This window comes from Nitrospiraceae bacterium, from assembly GCA_035623075.1.
Lineage (GTDB): Bacteria > Nitrospirota > Nitrospiria > Nitrospirales > Nitrospiraceae > DASPUC01.
Window position 1 is genome coordinate 1 of record DASPUC010000015.1, and the last position, 21,857, is coordinate 21,857.

Below are 21,857 nucleotides of genomic sequence, written 5' to 3' on the forward strand. Positions count from 1 at the left end.
GATCGGCGGCGGCACTGGTCCTGCTACCGGCACCAATGCCACGACCTGCACGCCGGGGCCCTGGAACATTTATCGGATGCTGGAAGCATCGGACGGGATCCCCATCAATCTGGGCTTTCTCGGAAAAGGCAACTCGTCGCAGCCCGAAGGATTGAACGAGCAGATTGAGGCTGGCGCGATCGGATTGAAGCTTCACGAAGACTGGGGCACGACACCGGCTGCGATCGACACCTGTTTGAGCGTCGCGGAACGTTACGACGTGCAGATTGCCATCCACACCGACACCTTGAATGAAGCCGGTTTCGTGGAGGACACGATCAAAGCGTTCAAGGGTCGGACGATCCACTCCTTCCACACGGAAGGTGCCGGTGGTGGGCACGCGCCCGATATCATTAAGGTCTGCGGTCAGCCCAATGTGCTGCCGTCCTCGACCAACCCGACGATGCCGTTCACCGTGAATACCATGGACGAGCATCTCGACATGCTGATCGTGTGCCACCATCTGAACAAGCGTGTGCCGGAAGACGTGGCGTTTGCCGAATCGCGCATCCGGCGCGAAACCATTGCGGCAGAAGACGTGCTGCATGATTTGGGGGCCATCAGCATGATGTCGTCCGACTCACAGGCGATGGGGCGGCTAGGAGAAGTGATCATCCGAACCTGGCAGACGGCCCATAAGATGAAAGTGCAGCGGGGACATCTGTCGGCTGGTGGAGGGAAGGACTCGTCACAGAACGACAATTTTCGGGCCAAACGCTACGTAGCCAAGTACACCATCAATCCGGCAATCACGCACGGGATTGCCCATGAGGTCGGATCCGTGGAAACCGGAAAGATTGCGGATCTTGTGATCTGGAAACCAGCCTTCTTCGGCGTCAAACCTGAAATGGTCCTCAAGAGCGGGTTCATTGCGCAGGCCCAGATGGGGGACCCGAACGCCTCGATCCCGACGCCGGAACCGATCATCAGCCGGCCGATGTTTGGGTCGTTCGGGCGGGCTCTGTCCAGCACCAGCATGACCTTCCTGTCGCAGGCCGGATTGGATCGGGAAATTCCCAAGAAGCTCGGTCTTCAGAAACGCGTGGCCGCGGTGAAGAATTGTCGGAGTGTGAAGAAGCGCGATTTGAAGCTGAACGACTATCTGCCCAAGATAGAGGTCGATCCCGAAACCTATGTCGTCACGGCGGACGGTGTGCGGCTGACCTGCGAGCCGGCGGCGGTGCTCCCGATGGCGCAGCGGTATTTTTTATTTTAGGCTGGGGGCATGGGGCTAGGGGCGAGAGGACATACTGTCTGAACCCCTTGCCTCTCGCCGGAATACGATATGAACACCATTTCGCTCATACAGGGCCTTCGTTTCATCGACAGTTTCTTCCCCTCCGGCGGCTATGCCTACTCATCGGGACTCGAGGCGGCGATACAAGCTGGCGCGGTGAAAGACAGTGTTGGGCTATCCCGGTATGTCGAAGACCTATTGCACAGCGGAATGAGCCGGCGCGAGGCTCTCGCGGCGAAAATAGCAAACGAGGCTGGGTTAGCGGGACATCTTGAGAAGGCACTGAAGGTCGATCTCGAGCTAGAATCCATGAAGACCGGCCGCGAAACGCGCTTGGCCAGCCGCCAGATGGGACGGCAGGTCATCAAGATTGCGGCTGAGCAGGCGGAAGGGAAGGCAATCTTGAAGAAGTATCTCGCCAAAGTGGTGGCAGGCCAAACCCCCGGTCACTTAGCAGTGAGCTTAGGGCTGACACTCGGCGCCGCTGGTTGGAAGAGCGAGGAGACCGTCGCAGTCTTCTTGTACCAAACAGCGGTGGGATTCGTGTCGGCTGCGATGCGACTGCTTCCGATCGGGCAGCGTGAAGGCCAACGCGTGCTTGATGGCTGGCTCCCACTGATCGGCCGAATCAGCCGACAAGCCAGAACCGGGGCTGGATTGAGTTCCTGGTCGCCGGTCCAGGATATCTATGGGATGCGCCATGGCCAATTGGAGTGGAGGTTGTTTCGGTCATAAGGGGAGCAGATGGCTGATGGCGTATAGCACGAACGAAATCCTGATTAGATGTTAGGTTTTGTTTCTGCTATATGCCATACGCTATAAGCTATCAGCTCTTCACTTGTGCCATAAGCTCTTCGAGGACTCATGCATCGAGCCGATGAACATCATAGTGGTGGCGGCCGCGCGACCATGGCTCGCGCCAAGCATGTCCCGGTCATCGGGGTCGGAGGCCCGGTCGGATCGGGCAAAACGGCGCTGGTAGAAGCCTTATGTCGGAAACTCCGCGATCGCTTCAGCATGGCCGCCGTCACCAATGACATCTTCACGAAAATCGATGCTGAGATTTTGACCACCCACGGGGCCTTGCCTCCTGACCGGATCCTCGGCGTGGAGACAGGCGGCTGTCCCCATACAGCGATCCGAGAGGACGCCTCGCACAACCAGGAAGCCATCGATGAATTAGTGCGCAGACATCCGGATCTAGAGTTGATCTTCGTTGAAAGTGGAGGAGACAATTTGGCGGCGACGTTCAGTCCCGAACTCGTGGACCACGTGATTTACGTGATCGACGTCGCCGAGGGCGATAAGATTCCCCGCAAGGGTGGTCCTGGCATCACGCGATCGGACCTCCTGGTGATCAACAAAATGGATCTTGCACCCTACGTGCGGGCCGACTTGTCCGTCATGGAACGGGACAGCCGGCGCATGCGTGGCAACCTGCCGTTCGTGTTTACCAATCTGCTGACCGGGGAGGGGCTGGATCGAGTGGTGGACTGGGTGGAGCAGCGAATTCCCCAGCGCGTGCGACGGTCCTGATTGTTTCATCGCTTCCAGTGGTACGGACAAGAAAGGGGGGCGAAGCCGCCCACATCTCTTCCGTCGGACGCACCGGAGAGCTGCGGCTTAGCTACGCCAGGCGTAATCACAAGACGATCATTGCCCGCTCCCACTGCACCAGTCCCTGGCATCTCCTCCCACCGATTTATCTGGACGAATCGGGGGCAGCGTATACACTGTTGCTCAATCCTTCCGGCGGACTGGTCGGCGGTGATCACCTGTCCATCAACATGGAACTGGACGAGGATGCGCACGTCCTCATTTCTGCTCCCTCTGCGAACCGCATCTACCGATCGTTGGGTGAGGTGTCGGTTCAGGAGATTGATCTTCGTCTTGGGCCTGGTGCCATTCTCGAGTGGCTCCCGGACCATACTATCCCTTTTGCCGGCTCGCGCTTTCGCCAAACCATCGAAGTGAAGTTGGCTGCCGGTGCGTCTGTGTTGTTGTGGGACGCGATCGCTTCAGGCCGGATCGCCCGCGGAGAACGATGGAAATTCAAGAGCCTCGAGAACGATATCCGAATCAGAACGGCAGCTGGCGCATCGGTGAGGGAACGTTATGTGCTCGCGCCGGCCGATAAGCTAATCGGTCATGGGTTAGCAGAGGAGTGGGACTATGTTGGATCGCTATTTGTAATCGGAGATCAAGTCGAGTCGAGCGTCTGGACTTCGCTCGAAGCAGCCCTCGCAGCAATTCTTGAGGAATATCCCGATCATGTGCTTGGCGGCGTATCTCAACCGGCGGTTCCCGGTCTGGTGGTGAAATTGGTCTCCAGGTCTGCCCCGGACCTGACGTCGACGTTGACTGCTCTATGGGGAGCGGTGCGCAAGGCTCTCTGGAACTTACCTCCTGCGACCTTGCGGAAGTATTGATTACCGGGACCGGTGTACTAATCGGCTCGGGAAAGAGGTTTGACACCCCGCGAGCCCCGATGGTATTCTTGGCACGCGTCCGGAGACAACGGAGTCTCCATATTAAACCAGCACTTATCACGGACAATGGCGTCCTCGGTCCTCTCTTGGGATTGAGGGCGTTTTTTTTTGACAGGCTGTTGAAAATGGCCTCCAACAGCGTTCTCGGTGGCTCAGACCACTCAACGTACTCCGAGGAAGTACGCCTCGCGGTCTTCGCTTCCTGCGGCCTTGTTGGAAAGCCATTTTGAACACCCTTAATTGAGTGACCGAAAATGCGCACGTTTCGTATCGCCATGGCTCAGATCAATCCGACGGTCGGCGATATCGCCGGGAATTCCCGTCTGATCAGGGCCTGGATCAAAGAAGCACGCAAAGCCAAGGCTGATCTGGTGGCGTTTCCTGAACTGGCCGTGACGGGGTATCCCCCCGAGGATCTTCTCTTGAAGCCTGGTTTCGTGGATGACAACCGGCGCGCACTTGATGAGATTGCCCATGACTGTAGCGGAATCGTCGCGGTCATCGGTTATGTCGGACAGGGGGCGATGGCCCGGGAGAAATCTGGACCACCGTCGGTCGTTTCAGCCGATCGGCACGAATTGTACAATGCGGCGGCCATCATAGCCGAACGGCGTCTGGTAGCCACCTACAGCAAGTGGCTCCTGCCGAACTATGGGGTGTTCGACGAAGGCCGTTACTTCCACCCTGGCCGAAGGCTTTCACTGGTCGGTCTTCGTGGCGTCACGATCGCCGTCAACATTTGTGAAGACATCTGGTTTCCCGACGGGCCGACGCGTGCACAGGCCGCGGCGGGAGCCGACGTCATCGTCAACATTAATGCGTCGCCGTTCCATATCGGGAAGAGCCGATTCCGCGAGCAGATGCTGGTCACCAGGGCCCGGGAGAACGGGGTCATCGTGACCTACACCAATACCGTGGGTGGACAAGATGAACTGGTGTTCGACGGGAACAGTGTGATCGTGGACCCGGCTGGTGAGGTGGTGGCAAGAGGAAGAGCGTTCCAGGAGGATTTGGTGGTCGCCGACCTCAATGTGGATGCGATGGTGCGTGCTCTCATGGCGCGCGAACGCAAAAAACCCCTCAGCGGAAAAATGGCGGCGGTCGTCGATCGGCTCACGGTGAAGCTTCCCGCGACAAAGACGAAGCCGGCTCGTCTAGTGTCGTCTTTCGCGACGCCCCTGGGTGAGCTTGAAGAGGTCTATCTGGCGCTCGTGCTGGGGGTCAGGGATTATGTGCGGAAAAACGGGTTCAAACGCGTGGTCATCGGATTGAGTGGGGGGATCGACTCCGCGCTTACATCCGTCATTGCGGTCGATGCGATCGGGGCGGAGAACGTGGTCGGCCTGTTCATGCCATCGCCCTATACGTCCCAGGAAAGTGGCGAGGATGTGGCGGAGCTGGTTCGTCGATTGAAGATCGAGTGCCGGACTGTTCCGATCACCTCGACGTTCGAGGCCTATCTGCAGTCTTTGTCTCCCCTCTTTTCCGGAAAACCAGTCGACACGACCGAAGAGAATATCCAAGCGCGCATCCGCGGAAATCTGTTGATGGCGCTCTCGAACAAGTTTGGGCACCTTGTCTTGACCACCGGCAACAAGAGCGAGATGAGTGTCGGGTACGCCACACTGTACGGCGATATGGCGGGCGGGTTTGCCGTCATCAAGGATGTGCCCAAGACGATGGTCTATGAACTGGCCACACTCCGCAATCGCCGGGACAGAACAGCCGTGATTCCCAAGCGCATTCTCGATCGACCGCCGACGGCGGAACTGCGACTCAATCAGAAAGATGAAGACAGTCTGCCGCCCTACGCGGTGCTCGATCCGATCCTCAAATCATACGTGGAGGAAGATCGGTCGGTCGACGAAATCATCGCGATGGGATACGAGCGAGCCACGGTTCTGCGCGTCGTCGCGCTGGTGGATCGCAGCGAATATAAGCGAAGGCAGGCGCCGGTCGGCATCAAGATCACGCATCGCGGCTTGGGCAAAGATCGACGCATGCCGATCACGAACGCGTATCGAGGCATCGAATCGAGCGGATCATGAGGAGGCTCTGATGACAAGCCTGCATCGATCTTGGCTGTGGGTCAGCACAATGCTCATGAATCTGATCCTTTGGGCACCGATCGTCACTGCCGAAGAAATGAGCCCTCGTTTGCCTCCGGGCGGAATCGACAGCGGCGATACGGCCTGGATGTTGGCGGCCTCGGCTTTGGTGCTGGGCATGATTATTCCCGGCATGGTGTTCTTCTATGGCGGATTGGTTCGCAGCAAGAACGTGATCGGGACGATGGTCCAGGCGTTCGCCATTCTCTGCGTGGTCAGTGTGCTCTGGGTGGTCTGTGGCTACAGTCTGGCGTTCGGGCCGGATCGTGGCGGCGTCATCGGCGGGCTCGATTGGGTGGGACTATCCGGCGTCGGTGCAATGCCCCACCCGGTTTACGCACCGACAGTCCCGCACGAAGCCTTCATGCTGTTTCAAATGCTCTTTGCCGCCTTTACGCCGGTACTGATCGCCGGAGCATTCGCCGAGCGGATGAAATTCGGAGCGACTGTGTTGTTTGCCGCCCTGTGGTCCCTGTTCGTCTACGTGCCCCTAGCGCACTGGGTGTGGGGCGGAGGGTGGCTCAGTAAGTTGGGTGTGCTCGATTTTGCCGGAGGGACGGTTGTGCACATCAGTTCCGGTGTGAGTGCGCTGGCCTGCGCGATGGTGCTGGGTAAGCGTCGCGGGTGGCGGACCGATTACATGGCGCCGCATAATCTTCCGTTCGTTCTCCTCGGTGCCGGATTGCTTTGGTTGGGGTGGTTCGGGTTTAACGGCGGCAGTGCCCGAGGGGCGAATGCCGTGGCGATCGGCGCCGTGACGGTAACCCATGTGACAGCGGCGTCGGCAGCGCTGGCGTGGATGATCGTCGAGTGGCAACACCGGGGAAAGCCGACGGTGCTTGGGATTGCCAGTGGAGCGGTGGCCGGACTGGCCACCTCCACGGCCGGAGCCGGTTATCTCGGTCCGGGATCGGCCATGCTTGTGGGTATTGCAGCCGGTCTGTGCTCTTACGCCGCAATTGTTTGGAAGGGAAAGATCGGCTATGATGACAGCCTTGACGTCATGGGAACCCATGGCGTCGGCGGAATTCTCGGGACCCTGGCGGTCGGGCTCTTTGCTTCGAAAGCCGTGAATCCTTCCGCATCAGACGGACTGTTCTTCGGAAATTCCGGTCAGTTCGGAATTCAGACCGTGGCGGTGGCAGCCGCTGTTATTTTTGCCTTTGTCGGGACATACTTGATTCTAAAGCTGGTCGAGGGTGGGATGGGATTGCGCGTCTCGCCGGAAGAAGAAGCCACAGGTCTGGATCTCACACAGCATAATGAGCGTGCGTATTCATAATGGATGGACGTGAGGCGAGAGGCTTGGGGCTAGAGGGTCGGAAAGATCGTGTCGTCTCTTTGCCTCTCGCCTCGTGCCACTCGCCTCTAGCCTATGAGGAGACGACATGAAACTAGTGGAAGCCATTATTAAGCCGTTCAAACTCGATGAGGTGAAGGACGCCTTGCTCGAAATCGGCGTGCAAGGCATGACGGTCACCGAGGTCAAAGGATTCGGCCGGCAAAAAGGTCATAAAGAGACCTATCGCGGGCAGGAATACACCATCGAATTCGTTCCTAAGGTCAAGGTCGAGGTGGCGGTGCAGGATAATCAAGTCCCGCGGGTCCTGGAAACCATTACTCGTGCCGCAAAGACCGGCAGTATTGGAGATGGAAAAATCTTCGTCCGCGATTTACATGCAGCTGTCCGTATTAGAACTGGAGAGACGGGAGAAACTGCGTTGTGATCATGTCGCCGAACGACCGCATGTCTACCACAGCTGCTCTCGACCGGGACACTAGGAGCCTTGCGGCGATCCTGGCGGAACAACGCCGTGCCATCAGTCTTCGCTTGATCGAAGGCGCTTCGGGAGCGGAGACAATGGCGGCCATGACCGATCTCATGGACGATCTCATTACCGGCTGTTACCGGACCGCCGTTCGCCAGGGTGGAGAGGAACTGGCGTCGATCGGGCTACGACAGTGTTGTGTAGTCGCCCTGGGCGGGTATGGCCGTCGAGAATTGGCGCCGTACTCCGACATCGATGTGATGGTCCTGTTTCGGCCGGAAGTCGGCCTGCGGGTCCAACCGCTCGTCCAGGCCGTTCTGCGTCCACTTTGGGATGGCGGTTGCCAGGTGGGCCACAGCGTTCGGACGATCGGCGATTGTATTGAGCTGGCGAGTACGGACTCGACGGTGAAAACGTCGATGATGGAGGCCCGATTCCTGGCGGGGAGCGCGGACCTCTTCCAGGAATTTCACGGTCGCTACCTGCGGAAGGTCGTGACGCAGGCAACGGATACCTATCTGGACCTCAAGCTTGAAGAGCGTCGACGCGAGTACGAAAAGTTCGGCGAGACGGTCTATCTCCTCGAGCCGAACGTGAAGAAAAGCAAGGGCGGGCTTCGCGATCTCCACGTGCTCCAATGGGTGGGGATGGCGCGCTATCACGCACCGACGATTCGGGAGCTCTCGGATCGAGGCATTCTCTCTCGCGCCGACTACCTCGCACTGGTCGAGGCGAGGGAATTCCTCTGGCGTGTTCGCTCGCTGCTCCACGTGCACGGGGGAATGGCCCAGGAAATTCTGTCCTTTGATGAGCAGATCTGGTTGGCCGAACGATTCGGTTTCACCGATCAGCCGCATCTGTTGGCGGTTGAGCAGTTCATGCAGCGGTACTACCAGCACACGATGGGGTTGCACGAGCGCTGCATGCGATTTCTGGAGCGTTGCAGACGTGTCCCGCTCGGTCAACGGTTAGCCCGCTTCCTCCCCGCTCCGAAAGTGGAGGAACATTTCGTCGTCCGCGGCGGGATGCTGACGGTAATCGATGAGAAACGAACGCGTGTCCTCGACAGTCCGGCCCTCTTATTGAAACTCTTTGATGTCGCCCGGTGCCGACGACTGACCATCGATCCGCCTCTGTTGGAGGATATTCATCGGCATGTCGAAGCGACGTCCGAAACTGCTTATCGCACACCTGAGATCAGCCGGACGTTTCTGAGAATCTTGGCCGGCCCTGGAACCGCCAAGACTTTAGAAGCCATGCACAGGGCCTACTTGCTCGAGAAACTTATTCCAGCGATGGGGACCGTTCGTGGACTGATGCAATTCAATCAGTATCACAAGTATACCGTCGATGAGCATAGCCTCCTCGCCGTCGGAAAAGCCGAAGCGCTGGTACAGGATCAAGCGGTCTTAGGCGGTGTGTATCGGGAAATTAAGCGAAAAGACATTCTGCATCTGGCCGTACTGCTTCATGACCTGGGGAAGGGGAAGGAGGAAGACCATAGCGAAGTGGGGAAGCGGCTGGCGGAAGAAGCCGCTGCTCGGTTCGGGTTCGATGAACAGGAAACACGCTCGTTGGTCTTTTTGGTCCATCGGCACTTGCTGATGGCGCATACCGCGTTTCGACGAGACCCGAATGACGTCAAGGTTGTCCTGCCGTTTGCCCGCGAAGTGGGGACACCGGAAGTGCTCAAAAAACTCCTCGCGCTCACAGCAGCAGACATCGCGGCGGTGGGTCCCGGCGTCTTGACGAAATGGAAGGAATCCCTGCTGATCGAGCTGTATCTCCGCACCATCCCGGAGGTGTCGGGAGAACGCGAAGCCGCGGACATCGCCGCCGGCCTCACCGAGATTGCCGCTGACGTTCTTCGCCAGCCGGCGCTGGCTGCTCTGTCTGGTGTCGACCAGGCGTGGATCGAAGGGCAATTGCACCAGTTCCCACAGCGGTACCTCTACGGCACGTCCGCTGCACGTATCGCACTGCACCTGGCGGCCGTCCGGCGTCTCCATGCGGGCGAAGTCGTGGTCGAGTCGGAGTTCAATCAAGAGCTCGGCACCTGTGAATATACCGTGATCGCACACGACGATTTGACGCCGGGGATTTTTTCCAAAATCGCGGGCGTGATGGCGGGTAACGGGCTCCAGATTCTCGACGCGCAGATTCTGACCAGGGCCGATGGAATCGTTATCGATACGTTTCAGGTGACGGACCCGGATTACAACGGTCCCCCGCCGGCTGAACGGCGCCGGCTTGTCGGTGAACGTGTGGCGGCGGTGTTGAAAGGCTGGGAACATGTCGACGACGTCATCCGGCGCGGCGCCCGATTGAAGCTGACGCGCCCCTTGCCGAAAGCGCGCGAAGCCACGGAGGTTCGGATCGACAACGAAACGTCCGACGGGTTCACGATCATTGACGTGTTTGCGGACGATCGCCAAGGGCTCTTATATGTTATGACGAATACGATCTTCCAACTGGGCTTGTCGGTGCATGCGGCGCGCATTTCGACCAGATTGGATCAGGTTGCCGACGTGTTCTATGTCACCGATCAGCGGGGGAAAAAGATCGAGGACCACGCCCAACTCGAACGGATTCGGGCGGGTGTCGAAAAGGCCATCGAGAATTTTCTTGAGGCCAAGGCGGCCTAATCAGGGCTGTAAGGGATTCACTCGGCAGGGGTTGAAAGGAGGAGGGGGATGAACGTTCGTGAGGTGTTGGAGTTTGCAAAGAAGAACAAGGTCCAGATTGTGGACCTCAAGTTTGTCGATCTCATCGGGACTTGGCAGCATTTCAGCATCCCCGTCAATGAATTGACGGAGGGGCTGTTCAAGGACGGGTCGGGAATGGACGGGTCATCCATCCGAGGGTGGAAGGCCATCAACAACAGCGACATGCTGGTCGTGCCGGACCCCGCCACAGCCTTCCTCGATCCTTTTTGTTCCGTGCCGACGTTGAGTCTGGTCGGCAATGTCGTCGACCCCATTTCCAGGGAAACCTACGACCGCGATCCGCGATTCATCGCCCAAAAGGCGGAGAAACATCTGCAAAGCACCAAGATCGGGGACATCTCCTATTGGGGACCAGAGGCCGAATTCTTCATCTTCGACCAGGCCCGCTACGACCAGACCAGTCACAGCGGCTATTACTTCATCGATTCGGAGGAAGGCGTCTGGAACTCAGGGCAGGAAGGGTTCAACCTGGGTGGAAAAATCCGCCACAAGGAGGGCTACTTCCCCGTGCCCCCGACCGATACCCAGCAGGACATCCGGAGCGAGATGATCCTCGAGATGGAGAAGGCCGGAATCGAGATCGAGAAACATCACCACGAGGTCGCAACGGCCGGGCAGGCTGAAATTGACATTCGGTTCGATTCGCTGGTCAGGACGGCCGACAAGATGATGATGTACAAGTACGTCGTCAAAAACGTCGCGCGCCGTCACGGGAAAACCGCGACGTTCATGCCGAAACCAATCTTCGGGGACAACGGGTCCGGCATGCACACCCACCAGAGCATTTGGAAGGAAGGCAAACCGCTGTTCGCCGGCAAGGAATATGCGGGTGTGTCGCAGATCTGCCTCCATTACATCGGCGGAATCTTAAAACATGCGCCGGCTCTGGCGGCCTTTACGAATCCATCGACGAATTCTTATAAACGCCTGACACCTGGCTTCGAAGCGCCGGTGTTATTGGCCTATTCGAGCCGCAACCGTTCTGCCGGCATCAGGATCCCGATGTATTCCCCCAGTCCCAAGGCGAAGCGGATCGAAGTGCGGTTCCCTGATCCTGCCTGCAACCCTTATCTCTCGTTTGCCGCCATGCTGATGGCGGGATTGGACGGGATTGAGAACAAGATCAATCCGGGAGAACCGGCTGAAAAGGATCTCTACGATCTCGAGCCCAAGGAAGCAGCGAAGATCCGGACGATGCCGGGCAGTTTGGACGAAGCGTTGACTAATCTAGAGCGGGATCATCAATTCCTCCTGAAGGGCGGGGTTTTCTCGGAGGATCTGATCGATGCTTGGATCGGCTACAAGCGCAGCAAGGAAGTTGATACCATGCGACTACGGCCGCATCCATACGAGTTCTTCCTGTATTACGACGTGTAAGGAGGTCTCGTCCTCTTGTAAAAGATGGGTTGACGGGTCAAGGAGAACCATGGTACAAGTTCCGTCCAGGAGCTGACTCGGGGCAATGACGCTTCGAGAGAGGCTCGTGAAAATCGAGCACGGACAATGGCGTCCGTCATTCTGAAAAGAGTGACGGACGCTTTTTTATTACGCCATATCTAAGGCTGGAGACGGCGATGTCTCCAGGGATGGGGTAGATGCTATCCCATCGTGTCGGACAATGACGTCCTTTCCCGCTTGAGCGGGAGAGGGCGTTTTCTTTTTTGCGAGAACGTGGAAGCGGCTTAGTCGCATTCGTTCCAGTGTCGGATAAGGCGTCGAGACAGAAGGGAGTCCGGTCATGTCGAATAGGCGCAGTAACAGCACGGACAACGTAAACCCGCACGAGTCTGTAATACCGTCCTCCGAGGAGTACTTTGACCGAACGATGGAACAATCCGTCGTTGCAGCGGTGTTGCAAGCTGCGGGGCCGACGCGTCGGCAATTGCTGGCAGGGCTTGGCGGAGCTGCGTTGGTCACCCTGATCGGAGAGGTACTTCCGCTCGACAAGCTCAATGCCTTCGCGGCCGATCCGGTCGGAAAGCCGGAAAAGAAGGACGTCGTGGTCGGCTTCATCCCGATCACCTGCGGGACTCCCATCATCATGGCGGAGCCTTTGGGGTTCTACAAGAAACACGGACTCAACGCGTCGGTGAAACGGGCCGCGGGCTGGGCAATGATCCGAGACTGGGCCGTGAACAAGGAAGTTGACGCGGCCCACATGCTGACGCCCATGCCGCTGGCGATCACGTTGGGGGCCGGATCAGTACCGACACCCATCTACATGCCCGCGGTCGAGAACATCAACGGACAGGCGATTACGCTGCACATCAAGCACAAAGGTGTCAAGACGGCGGCGGATATGAAGGGCTTCCGGTTTTGCGTGCCGTTCGATTTCTCCATGCACAATTACCTGCTTCGGTATTTCCTGGCTGAAGGCGGGGTCCATCCTGACAAGGATGTGCAGATTCGTGTTGTGCCGCCGCCCGAAATGGTGGCAAACCTTAAAGCCGGAAACGTGGACGGGTATCTGGGACCGGATCCGTTCAATCAGCGCGCCGTCTACGAAAACGTCGGGTTCATCTACAAACTGTCCAAGGAGATCTGGGACCGGCATCCCTGTTGCGCCTTTACCGTGACCAAAGAATTCGCGACGACATACCCAAACACGTTTCTTGCTATGTGGCGGGCAATCGTGGACGCGACTCATTACGCGTCCGACCCGTCGCACCGGAAGGAAATCGCGGCAGCAATCGCCCCGACCAATTATCTCAACCAGCCCGTGACGGTTTTGGAACAGGTGTTGACCGGTACCTATGCCGACGGACTCGGCGCGATCAAGAAAGAACCGAACCGGATCGATTTCGATCCGTATCCCTGGCATTCCATGGCGATTTGGATCATGACCCAAATGAAGCGCTGGGGCCATCTCAAAGGAGACGTGAACTATAAAGCGGTTGCGGAACAGGTCTATCGTGCTGCCGATTGCGATCGCATCGCGAAGGAACTCGGCTACCCGACGCATCAATCGACGAGTATGAAACACACGATCATGGGCAAGGTGTTCGACCCGGACCAAGCCGACGCCTACGTGAAGAGTTTTGCCATCCATAGCATGGCGTAACGGGCCCAGCCCACGAGAGGACATTTGATGCCGAGCGGAACACAAAACAATCCGTGGTTGATCTCAGGATTTCTCCTCACGGTGTTTGTCCTGGGGTGGCATTTTTTTACGATGAGGCCGACGTTTGATGCGCGGGGTATGTCTGAGGAACAACTCCAACTGATGGAATTCAATGGCGACATCGTCAGAACGTCTGACGGTGGATATACGTGGAATCCGGAAAAGGAAAAAGTGAAGGGAGTGCCCGGTCCCTTGGCGGTACTGGAAAAGGCCAGGACCGAGCTGGCCGAGGCGTTCGAGAAAAAAGGAACGAACGACCATGGGATCGCGTATTTGGTGGGGTATACGGTCTCGCGGTTCGCCGCGGGATTTCTCGCGGCCTCGATCGTCGCCATCATGCTGGGCATTCTGCTCGGGCTGAACAAAGTCCTGTTTCGCGCGGTCAATCCGTACATTCAGATTCTCAAGCCGATCTCTCCGTTAGCATGGATGCCCTTGTTGCTGTATACGGTGAAGGACCCGAAATGGACGGCGGTGCTCGTGGTCTTCATGGCGGCGCTCTGGCCCACCCTGGCCACGACGGCGTTTGGGGTCAATTCGTTGCGGAAGGACTACTTGCATGTCGCTGCCATTCTGCAACTCTCCTGGATTAAGCGGCTTTTCAAAGTCATCCTGCCGGGAGCGGCACCGACCATCGTTAACGGCCTGCGGATTTCATTCGGAAGCGCACTCGTAGCGGTTGTGCCGGCCGAGATGCTGCTGGGAGAACTGGGCGTCGGCTACTTGAGCTGGATCGAATGGAATAACCTCGACATCGCGGGGGTGATTTTTGCGATCCTGGTGGTCGGGTTCGTCGGAGTGATCCTGGATTCAGGGTTTAACAAGCTGGCGGGTCTGGTTACGTACCAGGAGTGAGCGGTGAAGCCATCAGCAATCAGCAGTCAGCGCGGATCTCTTCAGCTGATAGCTGAGCGCCGAAGGCTGACAGCTGTGTCCAAGGATTAATCCATGGCCTTTCTTCAAGTCGATCATGCGACCAAATATTTCCCGAACCCGTCGGGAGAGGGGGAGGTCTGCATTTTCAGGGACGTGACGATCAAGATCGAGAAGGGTGAATTCGTCACAACCATCGGCCATTCCGGTTGCGGCAAGAGCACGTTGCTGAACATCATCGCCGGTTTGGAGACGATGTCCGAAGGCGGCGTCATACTCAACGGACGGGAAGCATCGGGTCCGGGGTTGGACCGCATGGTCGTCTTTCAGAACTTCGCGCTCATGCCGTGGATGACGGTGTTTGAAAACATCGCATTGGCGGTCCGGTCGGCCTATCCGGATTGGAACCGCGAGCAAGTGACTGCGCATGTTCATAAATATATTGCCTTGGTGGGACTCACAGGGGCTGAGAACAAACGACCGACGGCCCTCTCGGGTGGCATGAAGCAACGGGTCGGGTTGGCGCGAGCCTTCTCGATCGAGCCGAAAGTGTTGTTGTTGGATGAGCCGTTCGCCCAAATCGATGCGTTGACCAGAGGGGTGATTCAGGAGGAACTGATCCAAATGTGGAACACCTCCCGAAACACCGTCTTCATGGTCACCCACGACGTGGATGAGGCTATCTTGCTGTCCGACCGTATCATGCTCATGACCAACGGTCCGGAGGCGCGCATCGCGGAAATTGTCGACGTGACGGTTCCACGGCCTCGTTCGCGTGCGACCATCATCGAGCACCCGCATTACTATCGAATCAGAAATCACATCATTCATTTCCTGGTTCGACACGCAAAGCATGAACCGAGCGATGAGGCCACGCCGGCAGAGGCCTCTGTCAGCGTGGCTCCAGTGGAAGTGAATTTCGAGAAAGAATCACCTCGTGCGCAGCTCACGGTGCTGTAGCGCATTACAGACACCAGGAGGAGGATCATGGAGAAGGATGCGGTGAGAAAGGCGATCAAGGCGAAGCGACTCGCCAAAAAAGTCACGATTGCGGACGTCGCTAAAGCTGTCGGGAGGAATCCAACGTTCGTGGCAGCGGTGTTGCAGGGGAATCACAAACTGCCGGCAGAGGAAGCGAAAAAGGTCGGCGATCTGTTGGGCCTGGATGCTGAATTGACCACCTCGTTGAGCAAGTTCCCAGTCCGCACCGATTTCCCGAATACGACTGATCCCTTCAAGTATCGCTTGATGGAAATCATCGGGGTCTATGGAGATTCGATGCGCGAGCAGGCAAACGAAATGTTCGGCGACGGCATCATGAGCGCGATCGACTTCACGCTGGACATGGAAAAAGTGACGGGCAGTCAAGGAGAAGCCCGGTGCAAGATCACGCTGAACGGCAAGTGGCTGGAGTACAAAACGTTCTAATTCGGAGGACCGAAAACCGAAGCGATACAAGAGAGCAACACTGAACGCACGCTGGCGGCAAGAGCTGGGACGATGAAGTCCTCGGCTCGTACCCTCCGTACCATGCAAATCGGACAAGGGCGTCCGTCATTCGTTTTGAGTGGTGGGCCCCTTTCTGTTTGTGGAGTTGATGCGATGACGGTCAAGAGAACGGAGCGGCTCATGTGGACATGGATGGGAACGTGGGTACGAACGGCGATGTTCGCCGCAGGTCTGGGAGTCATCGCGCCGGAATTGAGCCGGGCGGAGACGGGCACGCTGGGAGCGGGGGTGTTAACGATGAGTGGAGCGGATACCGCATGGGTGTTGATTTCTTCCGCACTGGTGTTGGCGATGATCGTCCCCGGTTTAGCGTTGTTCTACGGTGGGCTGGTACGGAGCAAGAACGTTCTTGGCACGATCATGCACAGTTTTGTGATCTTGTGCCTCGTCAGTCTGCTGTGGGTATTGGGGGGCTATAGTCTGGCCTTCGGTCCGGACGTGAGGGGGCTGATCGGTAACCTCGACTGGGTCGGCTTGAGCGGAGTCGGGCTGACTCCCCATGCGACCTATGGGCCGACGATCCCGCATCAGGCCTTCATGGTCTTTCAACTGATGTTTGCGGCGATCACTCCTGCCCTGATTACCGGAGCCTTTGCCGAACGGATGAAGTTCAGCGCGCTACTGATCTTTTCCGCACTCTGGTCTCTTCTCATCTATTGCCCCATCGCCCATTGGCTGTGGGGAGGCGGCTGGCTGGCGGGATTGGGAGCGCTGGACTTTGCCGGCGGTGCGGTCGTGCACATCAGTTCGGGAATCAGCGCCTTGGTCTGTGCGTTGGTCCTGGGATCTCGCCAGGGGTACGGAGTGGATTACATGGCGCCGCACAACCTGCCGATGGTGCTGTTGGGAACAGGACTCCTGTGGTTCGGATGGTTCGGATTTAACGCGGGCAGCGCACTAGGTGCCAATGAGACCGCCGTCGTTGCATTTGTGGCGACGCATACCGCTGCAGTCACGGCGGCGCTGGGCTGGATGGCAGTCGAATGGTGGCATCGTGGCGCGCCTACCGTCCTCGGCATCGCCAGCGGTGCCATCGCTGGATTAGCCATGGTCACGCCGGGGGCTGGATATGTCAGCCCGTTTTCCGCGCTCCTGATCGGGCTGGTTGCCGGCGGGCTCTCCTACCTTGCCATCATGAAGAAGGGGCGGTTTGGCTATGACGACTCTCTGGATGTGGTCGGGATTCACGGTGTCTCCGGCGTGGTGGGTATTCTCATGACCGGTGTCCTGGCCTCCAAAGCGGTAAATCCAGGAGGTGCGGATGGATTGATGTTTGGGAACGCGGCGTTCTTCGGCGCGCAGGTTCTGACGGCCATGGTTGTCGTCGTGTTCTCCGCTCTCGGGACGTTCGTCATTCTCAAGCTTGTCGATCGGGCGGTCGGGCTGCGCGTTCAGCCGGAAGAAGAACGAATGGGCCTCGATATCAGCCAACACAACGAACGGGCTTACTCATAGAAGGAGGAGGTATGAACATAATGTCACTGGAGAGGACTGACAGATCCGCGAGTGAGCAACGACTCCTGGAAGTGCTGCGCGAAAATGGGCCACAGACGCTCGAAAGCCTGTGCACGCTTCCCGATATGAGTTGGGCGCAGGTACTGATGGCGGTGGATCATCTCAGCCGGTCTCGCGAGGTGGCCATTGAGCTGATCGCACCCAGCGAGTACCAAGTGTCTCTGAGTGTGGCGAACGCATGACGCAGTTCTCCGATCAGACGTTGTGGCTATTGATTTCCACGACATTGCTGGTGCTGACCGTGCCGGGCGTTGCCCTTTTCTACGGCGGCATGGTGCGGAAGAAGAACGTCATGAACACCATCGCGCTGCCGTTCGTCGCGCTGGCGCTTGTCTCCATTGAATGGGGACTCTTCGGCGATGCGCTGGCGTTCGGCCGAGAGACAGGCAGCCCGATTGGTCGCGAGGCAGGTATGGAGCCGTTGCGGCTGGTGTATCACGGGATGATGGCAGCGATTGCGTTGGCATTAGTGGCCGGGGGAATCGTGGAACGAGTTCGATTTTCATTTTTTCTTCTCTTCGGGCTGCTGTGGGTCGTTGCTGTGTTCATTCCGTTGGCGCATTGGTTCTGGGGAAACGGGTGGCTGGCCAATTCGGGAGGACTCGATTTCGCCGGCGGTGCCGTGATTCACATCAGTGCCGGCGTCAGCGCGTTAGTGGCGGCGATGGTGATCGGTCCCCGCAAAGGGTATGGACGAATCGAAATGATGCCAAACCATCTGCCCTTCTCATTCTGCGGAGCGGCCTTGATGTGGGTGGGCTGGTTCGGGTTCACGGGTGCCCATGCCGCGACGTCGATGGCGACGGCCACCGGCGCGTTTGTGGCAATTCAGATGTCGGCGGTCGCGGCTTCGCTGACCTGGATGGCGGTGGAGTGGCTGCAGCGGGACAAGCCGACGGCGTTAGGAACGGTGAGCGGAGCGGTCGCAGGACTCGTGGCGATCTCTCCTGGCGCTGGTTACGTGAGCCCCCTTTCAGCGATCGTGATCGGGATAGGGGCGGGGGGGTTCTGCTACATGGTCGTCAATTACGTCAAATTGATTCTGAGCTACGACGATTCGTTGGATGTCTTCGGTATGCACGGCGTCGGAGGAACGTGGGGCGTGATCGCCACTGGTCTGTTTGCGTCGACCCAAGTCAACCCGAGTGGAAGCGACGGACTATTCTACGGCTATCCCTATCAATTCTTTATTCAAATGGTCGCCGCACTCGTCGCATGGACGGTGGCCGGGATAATGAGCTGGGTGTTGGTCAGAGCGCTCATGTTGATCCTGTCGCCGCGCGTGGATGAAGAGGCCGAGATCATGGGGCTGGACCTCCATCAACACGGAGAGAAAGGATACACAGGGTAAGCCATGGCCGTTGTTCACGATGATGCCGGTCGACGCCAATTTCTCAGTCAGGCGGTGATGGGGTTTGGACTCCTGTTCGGCGTGGGGACGCTCGGATTTCGGTTCCTTCAGTTTCTGATGCCGAATCGCCGGGAGCGGCAGGCGGAGACGGTGTTGATCGGCGCCGAATCCAAGATTCCAATGGGTGAAGCCGTTCCGGTGGATCTCGGAGGCCACAAGATGTTGGTGCTGAGAACGAATGAAGGAACCGTGGCGTTCTCCCGGCGTTGCACGGACCTTGGGTGTCTCGTCTCCTGGAGCAAAGAGCGGGAGCAATTCGTCTGTCCTTGTCACCAGGGAGTCTTTGACAAGACAGGCCGGAACATCTCCGGACCTCCTCCGCGGCCGCTCGACCGGTTCAACATTATCAAGCGAGGAGAACAGTTGTACGTGAACATCCAGAGCGCATAGCGGTCAGCGTTCAGCTGTCAGCTTCTCTCAAAGTGCTGATGGCCGATAGCTGAAGGCTAAATGCATGGCATGGCAGGAAGGCATAAATGACAACTCAAGCAGCACAGACCGAAAAGCCCGTCGGAGAGAAGAGCTGGATTGACTACATCCAGAAGGATCTGCCCGAGCATCTGGAATGGTGGCCCTACACGTTGGGCGCGATTCCGCTCACGCTCTTCGGGATTCTCGTCGCGACCGGCCTGCTGTTGACGTTCTACTATGTGCCCTCGCCGGAGAAGGCGTACGAAAGCGTCGATCAGATCACGAACGAGGTCTATCTCGGATGGTTTGTGCGGGGGCTGCACAAGACCTCCGTGGACCTCATGATTCTGTTCTTGCTCTTCCATGTGATCAGAGTGTTTCTCACGCGCGCCTATCGAGCGCCGGGGGAATTGAAGTGGGTCAGCGGGTCGATCGTGTTGTTCGTGACGTTTGCGATGGGGTTTACCGGTTATTCGCTCGTGTTCGATAACGTCTCGTATTGGGGCATGACGGTCGTCACCAACATGATCGGTACGCTTCCCGTGGTCGGGACTCCCTTGTTGTATCTGTTACGGGGTGGTGAAGAAGTGTCCGGCGTCACGCTGCTGAGGCTCTACGATCTCCATACGAAACTCTTGCCCGTGCTACTAGGAGGCCTGGTCATCGGCCATATCGTGGTTGTGCGCTTGATGGGGTTTGCGGACGTAAAAGGAAGCCGCCACTTCCATCCATTTTATCCCGAGCACACCTTGAAGATGGGGGCCATCGCCGTCGGGCTGCTGGTGCTGATCGTCGACATCGTCATGATCTTCCCGCCGGTGCTCGGACCTCCGGCCAATCCGCAGGAGGTGGCGTCGGATGTTTCACCTCCCTGGTATTTCTCCGCTCCATACATGTGGATTTCATTGTTGCCTGGACCGATGGCCCTGTGGAGTCTGATGGCAGGAGCCGGTCTGTTCGTTGTGTACCCGTTCGTTGACCGGGCTCTGGTTGAACGAGGATGGCCGATGGAGTTGGTGAATGCAGTCGTTGCCGCCGTGGCTGTCGCGGCGATGGTGGTCCTTATGTACTTGGATATGAAGATGTAACAAGAGGCTAGGGGCGAGGGGCGAGAGGGAAGAGAGCTGTTTCCGAACCCCTAGCCCCTTGCCTCGCGCCTCTCGCCGTTTGGTAAGGAGGCCCAGATGGGTGAGTTCACTACAGAGCACAGCAACAACGACGATAGCCGTTCGAGTAACGGGAAGAAAAACTTCACCCGCTACATGATCGGTGGCCTGTGCTTGATCTTGTTTCTGGCTCTGACCGGAGTCGGCTACGTCCAGGTCGAAGAGCGCCGTGGCGGCGGCCTCAGACCGTTCGTTTCGGCTGAGAACAAGAAGTGTATCGATTGCCATACGACCAAGGATGTGGCGGTCGGTGGCATCAACGATTGGAAAGTCAGTCGCCATGCGCCGAAGGGAATCGGGTGCGTGGAGTGCCATCGCGCCGAGAAAGGCGACGCCGATGCCTATGATCATGAGGGGTTCTTGATCTCCACACTGGTGACGCCGAAAGATTGCATGCGTTGCCATGACAGAGAGGCCAAGGAGTTTGGCAAATCCCATCACGCGAAGGCGGCCCAGTTTACCGGTTCACTCGACAATTTCCTCGGCAATGTCGTGGAAGGGCCGGAAATCGTGACGACTGGGTGCGCGGGCTGTCATGGAAGCATCATCAAAATGATGGAAAACGGCAAGCTGCACCCTGCCACATGGCCGAATTCGGGCATTGGCCGGGTCAACCCCGACGGATCCAAAGGCACCTGTTCGGCGTGTCACGCGCGACACAGTTTTTCGATCGCTCAGGCGCGGCAGCCGGAGAGCTGTGGCCGCTGTCATATGGGACCGGATCATCCGCAGATCGAGGCCTACTACGAGAGCAAGCACGGCGTGATGTACGAAGCGAATAAGGAAAAATTGAAGCTCGCGGATCCGTCGGAGAAATGGCATCCGGGAAAAGATTATCTCTATCCGACCTGCGCCACGTGCCATATGAGCGCCACCACGACTCAGGAAGTCACCCACGACGTCGGGGATCGCATCAGTTGGACTCTCCGCCCGGTGATCTCAACCAGGCTGGAGAATTACGAGGACCGGCGGAAAGCGATGAGACAAGTCTGCTCTTCCTGTCACAGCGAGCAGATCGTGGACCGGTTCTTCACCTCGATGGACGAGGGCATTAATTTGTACAACGACAAATTCGGCAAGCCGGCGAAAGCGGCGATGGACAAACTGCTGGCTCTGAAGAAGATCACGCCGACGCCGTACGATGAAAAGATCGAATGGGTGTTCTATGAACTCTGGCACCACGAGGGGCGGCGGGCCAGACACGGACTTTCCAAGGTGGCGCCGGACTATGTGCACTGGCAGGGCTTCTACGAGGTGGCCAAGAGTTTCTACACCAAGTTCCTGCCGTTGGTACGAGAGCTGTCACCGCAGGTGGCCGAAGAGATGCTTCGCACTGAGGGCCACAGGTGGGTCGAGAAGGGCCTGACCAAAGAGGAGATCGCCGACATGGTCCAGTTCTATGAGAAGGAGATGCAGGGGAAACGCGGAGGCGGCTGAAGAAGAAAGACGGAACAACTGGGGAGTGCCTTCTTTGCTCGCCCAC

General features: G+C 57.9%; 19 protein-coding genes. All 19 read left to right on the plus strand.

The genetic code is table 11. The annotated features are described in order from the left end of the window. A partial coding sequence (ureC, locus tag VEI50_02745; GenBank protein HXX74025.1) for an urease subunit alpha occupies positions 1-1,255 on the plus strand: 1,255 nt, incomplete at its 5' end. 69 nt (positions 1,256-1,324) lie between these two features. Beyond that, positions 1,325-2,011: an urease accessory UreF family protein gene (locus VEI50_02750; protein ID HXX74026.1), complete on the plus strand. Its 687-nt coding sequence runs from the start codon at positions 1,325-1,327 to the stop codon at positions 2,009-2,011. Between the two features lie 129 nt (positions 2,012-2,140). Beyond that, positions 2,141-2,812, plus strand: a complete 672-nt coding sequence (ureG, locus tag VEI50_02755) for an urease accessory protein UreG (protein HXX74027.1) — start codon at positions 2,141-2,143, stop codon at positions 2,810-2,812. A 17-nt stretch (positions 2,813-2,829) separates the two neighbouring features. After that, positions 2,830-3,705, plus strand: a complete 876-nt coding sequence (locus tag VEI50_02760; protein ID HXX74028.1) for an urease accessory protein UreD — start codon at positions 2,830-2,832, stop codon at positions 3,703-3,705. Between the two features lie 314 nt (positions 3,706-4,019). Beyond that, entirely contained in the window at positions 4,020-5,813 is a 1,794-nt protein-coding gene (locus VEI50_02765; GenBank protein ID HXX74029.1) for an NAD+ synthase, read from the plus strand. 10 nt (positions 5,814-5,823) lie between these two features. Beyond that, positions 5,824-7,155: an ammonium transporter gene (locus tag VEI50_02770; protein ID HXX74030.1), complete on the plus strand. Its 1,332-nt coding sequence runs from the start codon at positions 5,824-5,826 to the stop codon at positions 7,153-7,155. Between the two features lie 106 nt (positions 7,156-7,261). Further along, a complete protein-coding gene (locus tag VEI50_02775; GenBank protein ID HXX74031.1) occupies positions 7,262-7,600 on the plus strand; it encodes a P-II family nitrogen regulator in 339 nt (112 codons plus the stop codon). A 20-nt stretch (positions 7,601-7,620) separates the two neighbouring features. Continuing rightward, on the plus strand, positions 7,621-10,287 hold the full coding sequence (glnD, locus tag VEI50_02780) for a [protein-PII] uridylyltransferase (GenBank protein ID HXX74032.1): 2,667 nt from the start codon (positions 7,621-7,623) through the stop codon (positions 10,285-10,287). Positions 10,288-10,335: 48 nt separating this feature from the next. Next, the gene (glnA, locus tag VEI50_02785; protein HXX74033.1) at positions 10,336-11,745 is read left to right on the plus strand and encodes a type I glutamate--ammonia ligase; all 1,410 of its coding nucleotides are present in this window, start codon (positions 10,336-10,338) and stop codon (positions 11,743-11,745) included. 448 nt (positions 11,746-12,193) lie between these two features. Beyond that, the gene (locus tag VEI50_02790; protein HXX74034.1) at positions 12,194-13,429 is read left to right on the plus strand and encodes a CmpA/NrtA family ABC transporter substrate-binding protein; all 1,236 of its coding nucleotides are present in this window, start codon (positions 12,194-12,196) and stop codon (positions 13,427-13,429) included. A gap of 27 nt (positions 13,430-13,456) precedes the next feature. Continuing rightward, positions 13,457-14,344: an ABC transporter permease gene (locus VEI50_02795; protein ID HXX74035.1), complete on the plus strand. Its 888-nt coding sequence runs from the start codon at positions 13,457-13,459 to the stop codon at positions 14,342-14,344. A 93-nt stretch (positions 14,345-14,437) separates the two neighbouring features. Further along, positions 14,438-15,322: a nitrate ABC transporter ATP-binding protein gene (locus VEI50_02800; protein HXX74036.1), complete on the plus strand. Its 885-nt coding sequence runs from the start codon at positions 14,438-14,440 to the stop codon at positions 15,320-15,322. Positions 15,323-15,349: 27 nt separating this feature from the next. Then, a complete protein-coding gene (cynS, locus tag VEI50_02805; protein ID HXX74037.1) occupies positions 15,350-15,790 on the plus strand; it encodes a cyanase in 441 nt (146 codons plus the stop codon). Positions 15,791-15,964: 174 nt separating this feature from the next. Next, on the plus strand, positions 15,965-17,326 hold the full coding sequence (locus tag VEI50_02810; protein ID HXX74038.1) for an ammonium transporter: 1,362 nt from the start codon (positions 15,965-15,967) through the stop codon (positions 17,324-17,326). A gap of 11 nt (positions 17,327-17,337) precedes the next feature. Continuing rightward, the gene (locus VEI50_02815; protein HXX74039.1) at positions 17,338-17,568 is read left to right on the plus strand and encodes a hypothetical protein; all 231 of its coding nucleotides are present in this window, start codon (positions 17,338-17,340) and stop codon (positions 17,566-17,568) included. Further along, complete coding sequence (locus VEI50_02820; protein ID HXX74040.1) at positions 17,565-18,737, plus strand: ammonium transporter; 1,173 nt, start codon at positions 17,565-17,567, stop codon at positions 18,735-18,737. The genes VEI50_02815 and VEI50_02820 overlap by 4 nt, the downstream gene beginning before the upstream one ends. A 3-nt stretch (positions 18,738-18,740) precedes the next feature. Next, complete coding sequence (locus VEI50_02825; protein ID HXX74041.1) at positions 18,741-19,187, plus strand: Rieske (2Fe-2S) protein; 447 nt, start codon at positions 18,741-18,743, stop codon at positions 19,185-19,187. Positions 19,188-19,273: 86 nt separating this feature from the next. Continuing rightward, on the plus strand, positions 19,274-20,296 hold the full coding sequence (locus VEI50_02830) for a cytochrome b N-terminal domain-containing protein (GenBank protein HXX74042.1): 1,023 nt from the start codon (positions 19,274-19,276) through the stop codon (positions 20,294-20,296). Between the two features lie 96 nt (positions 20,297-20,392). Continuing rightward, positions 20,393-21,811, plus strand: a complete 1,419-nt coding sequence (locus tag VEI50_02835; GenBank protein HXX74043.1) for a multiheme c-type cytochrome — start codon at positions 20,393-20,395, stop codon at positions 21,809-21,811. The last annotated feature ends 46 nt before the right edge of the window (positions 21,812-21,857 follow it).

Bases quoted from the DNA above. Each gene is read 5' to 3' on its own strand.
- VEI50_02750 (HXX74026.1), top strand. From the start codon at position 1,325: ATGAACACCATTTCGCTCATACAGGGCCTTCGTTTCATCGACAGTTTC.
- ureG (HXX74027.1), top strand. From the start codon at position 2,141: ATGCATCGAGCCGATGAACATCATAGTGGTGGCGGCCGCGCGACCATG.
- VEI50_02765 (HXX74029.1), top strand. From the start codon at position 4,020: ATGCGCACGTTTCGTATCGCCATGGCTCAGATCAATCCGACGGTCGGC.
- VEI50_02770 (HXX74030.1), top strand. From the start codon at position 5,824: ATGACAAGCCTGCATCGATCTTGGCTGTGGGTCAGCACAATGCTCATG.
- VEI50_02775 (HXX74031.1), top strand. From the start codon at position 7,262: ATGAAACTAGTGGAAGCCATTATTAAGCCGTTCAAACTCGATGAGGTG.
- glnD (HXX74032.1), top strand. From the start codon at position 7,621: ATGTCTACCACAGCTGCTCTCGACCGGGACACTAGGAGCCTTGCGGCG.
- glnA (HXX74033.1), top strand. From the start codon at position 10,336: ATGAACGTTCGTGAGGTGTTGGAGTTTGCAAAGAAGAACAAGGTCCAG.
- VEI50_02790 (HXX74034.1), top strand. From the start codon at position 12,194: ATGGAACAATCCGTCGTTGCAGCGGTGTTGCAAGCTGCGGGGCCGACG.
- VEI50_02795 (HXX74035.1), top strand. From the start codon at position 13,457: ATGCCGAGCGGAACACAAAACAATCCGTGGTTGATCTCAGGATTTCTC.
- VEI50_02800 (HXX74036.1), top strand. From the start codon at position 14,438: ATGGCCTTTCTTCAAGTCGATCATGCGACCAAATATTTCCCGAACCCG.
- cynS (HXX74037.1), top strand. From the start codon at position 15,350: ATGGAGAAGGATGCGGTGAGAAAGGCGATCAAGGCGAAGCGACTCGCC.
- VEI50_02810 (HXX74038.1), top strand. From the start codon at position 15,965: ATGACGGTCAAGAGAACGGAGCGGCTCATGTGGACATGGATGGGAACG.
- VEI50_02815 (HXX74039.1), top strand. From the start codon at position 17,338: ATGAACATAATGTCACTGGAGAGGACTGACAGATCCGCGAGTGAGCAA.
- VEI50_02820 (HXX74040.1), top strand. From the start codon at position 17,565: ATGACGCAGTTCTCCGATCAGACGTTGTGGCTATTGATTTCCACGACA.
- VEI50_02825 (HXX74041.1), top strand. From the start codon at position 18,741: ATGGCCGTTGTTCACGATGATGCCGGTCGACGCCAATTTCTCAGTCAG.
- VEI50_02830 (HXX74042.1), top strand. From the start codon at position 19,274: ATGACAACTCAAGCAGCACAGACCGAAAAGCCCGTCGGAGAGAAGAGC.
- VEI50_02835 (HXX74043.1), top strand. From the start codon at position 20,393: ATGGGTGAGTTCACTACAGAGCACAGCAACAACGACGATAGCCGTTCG.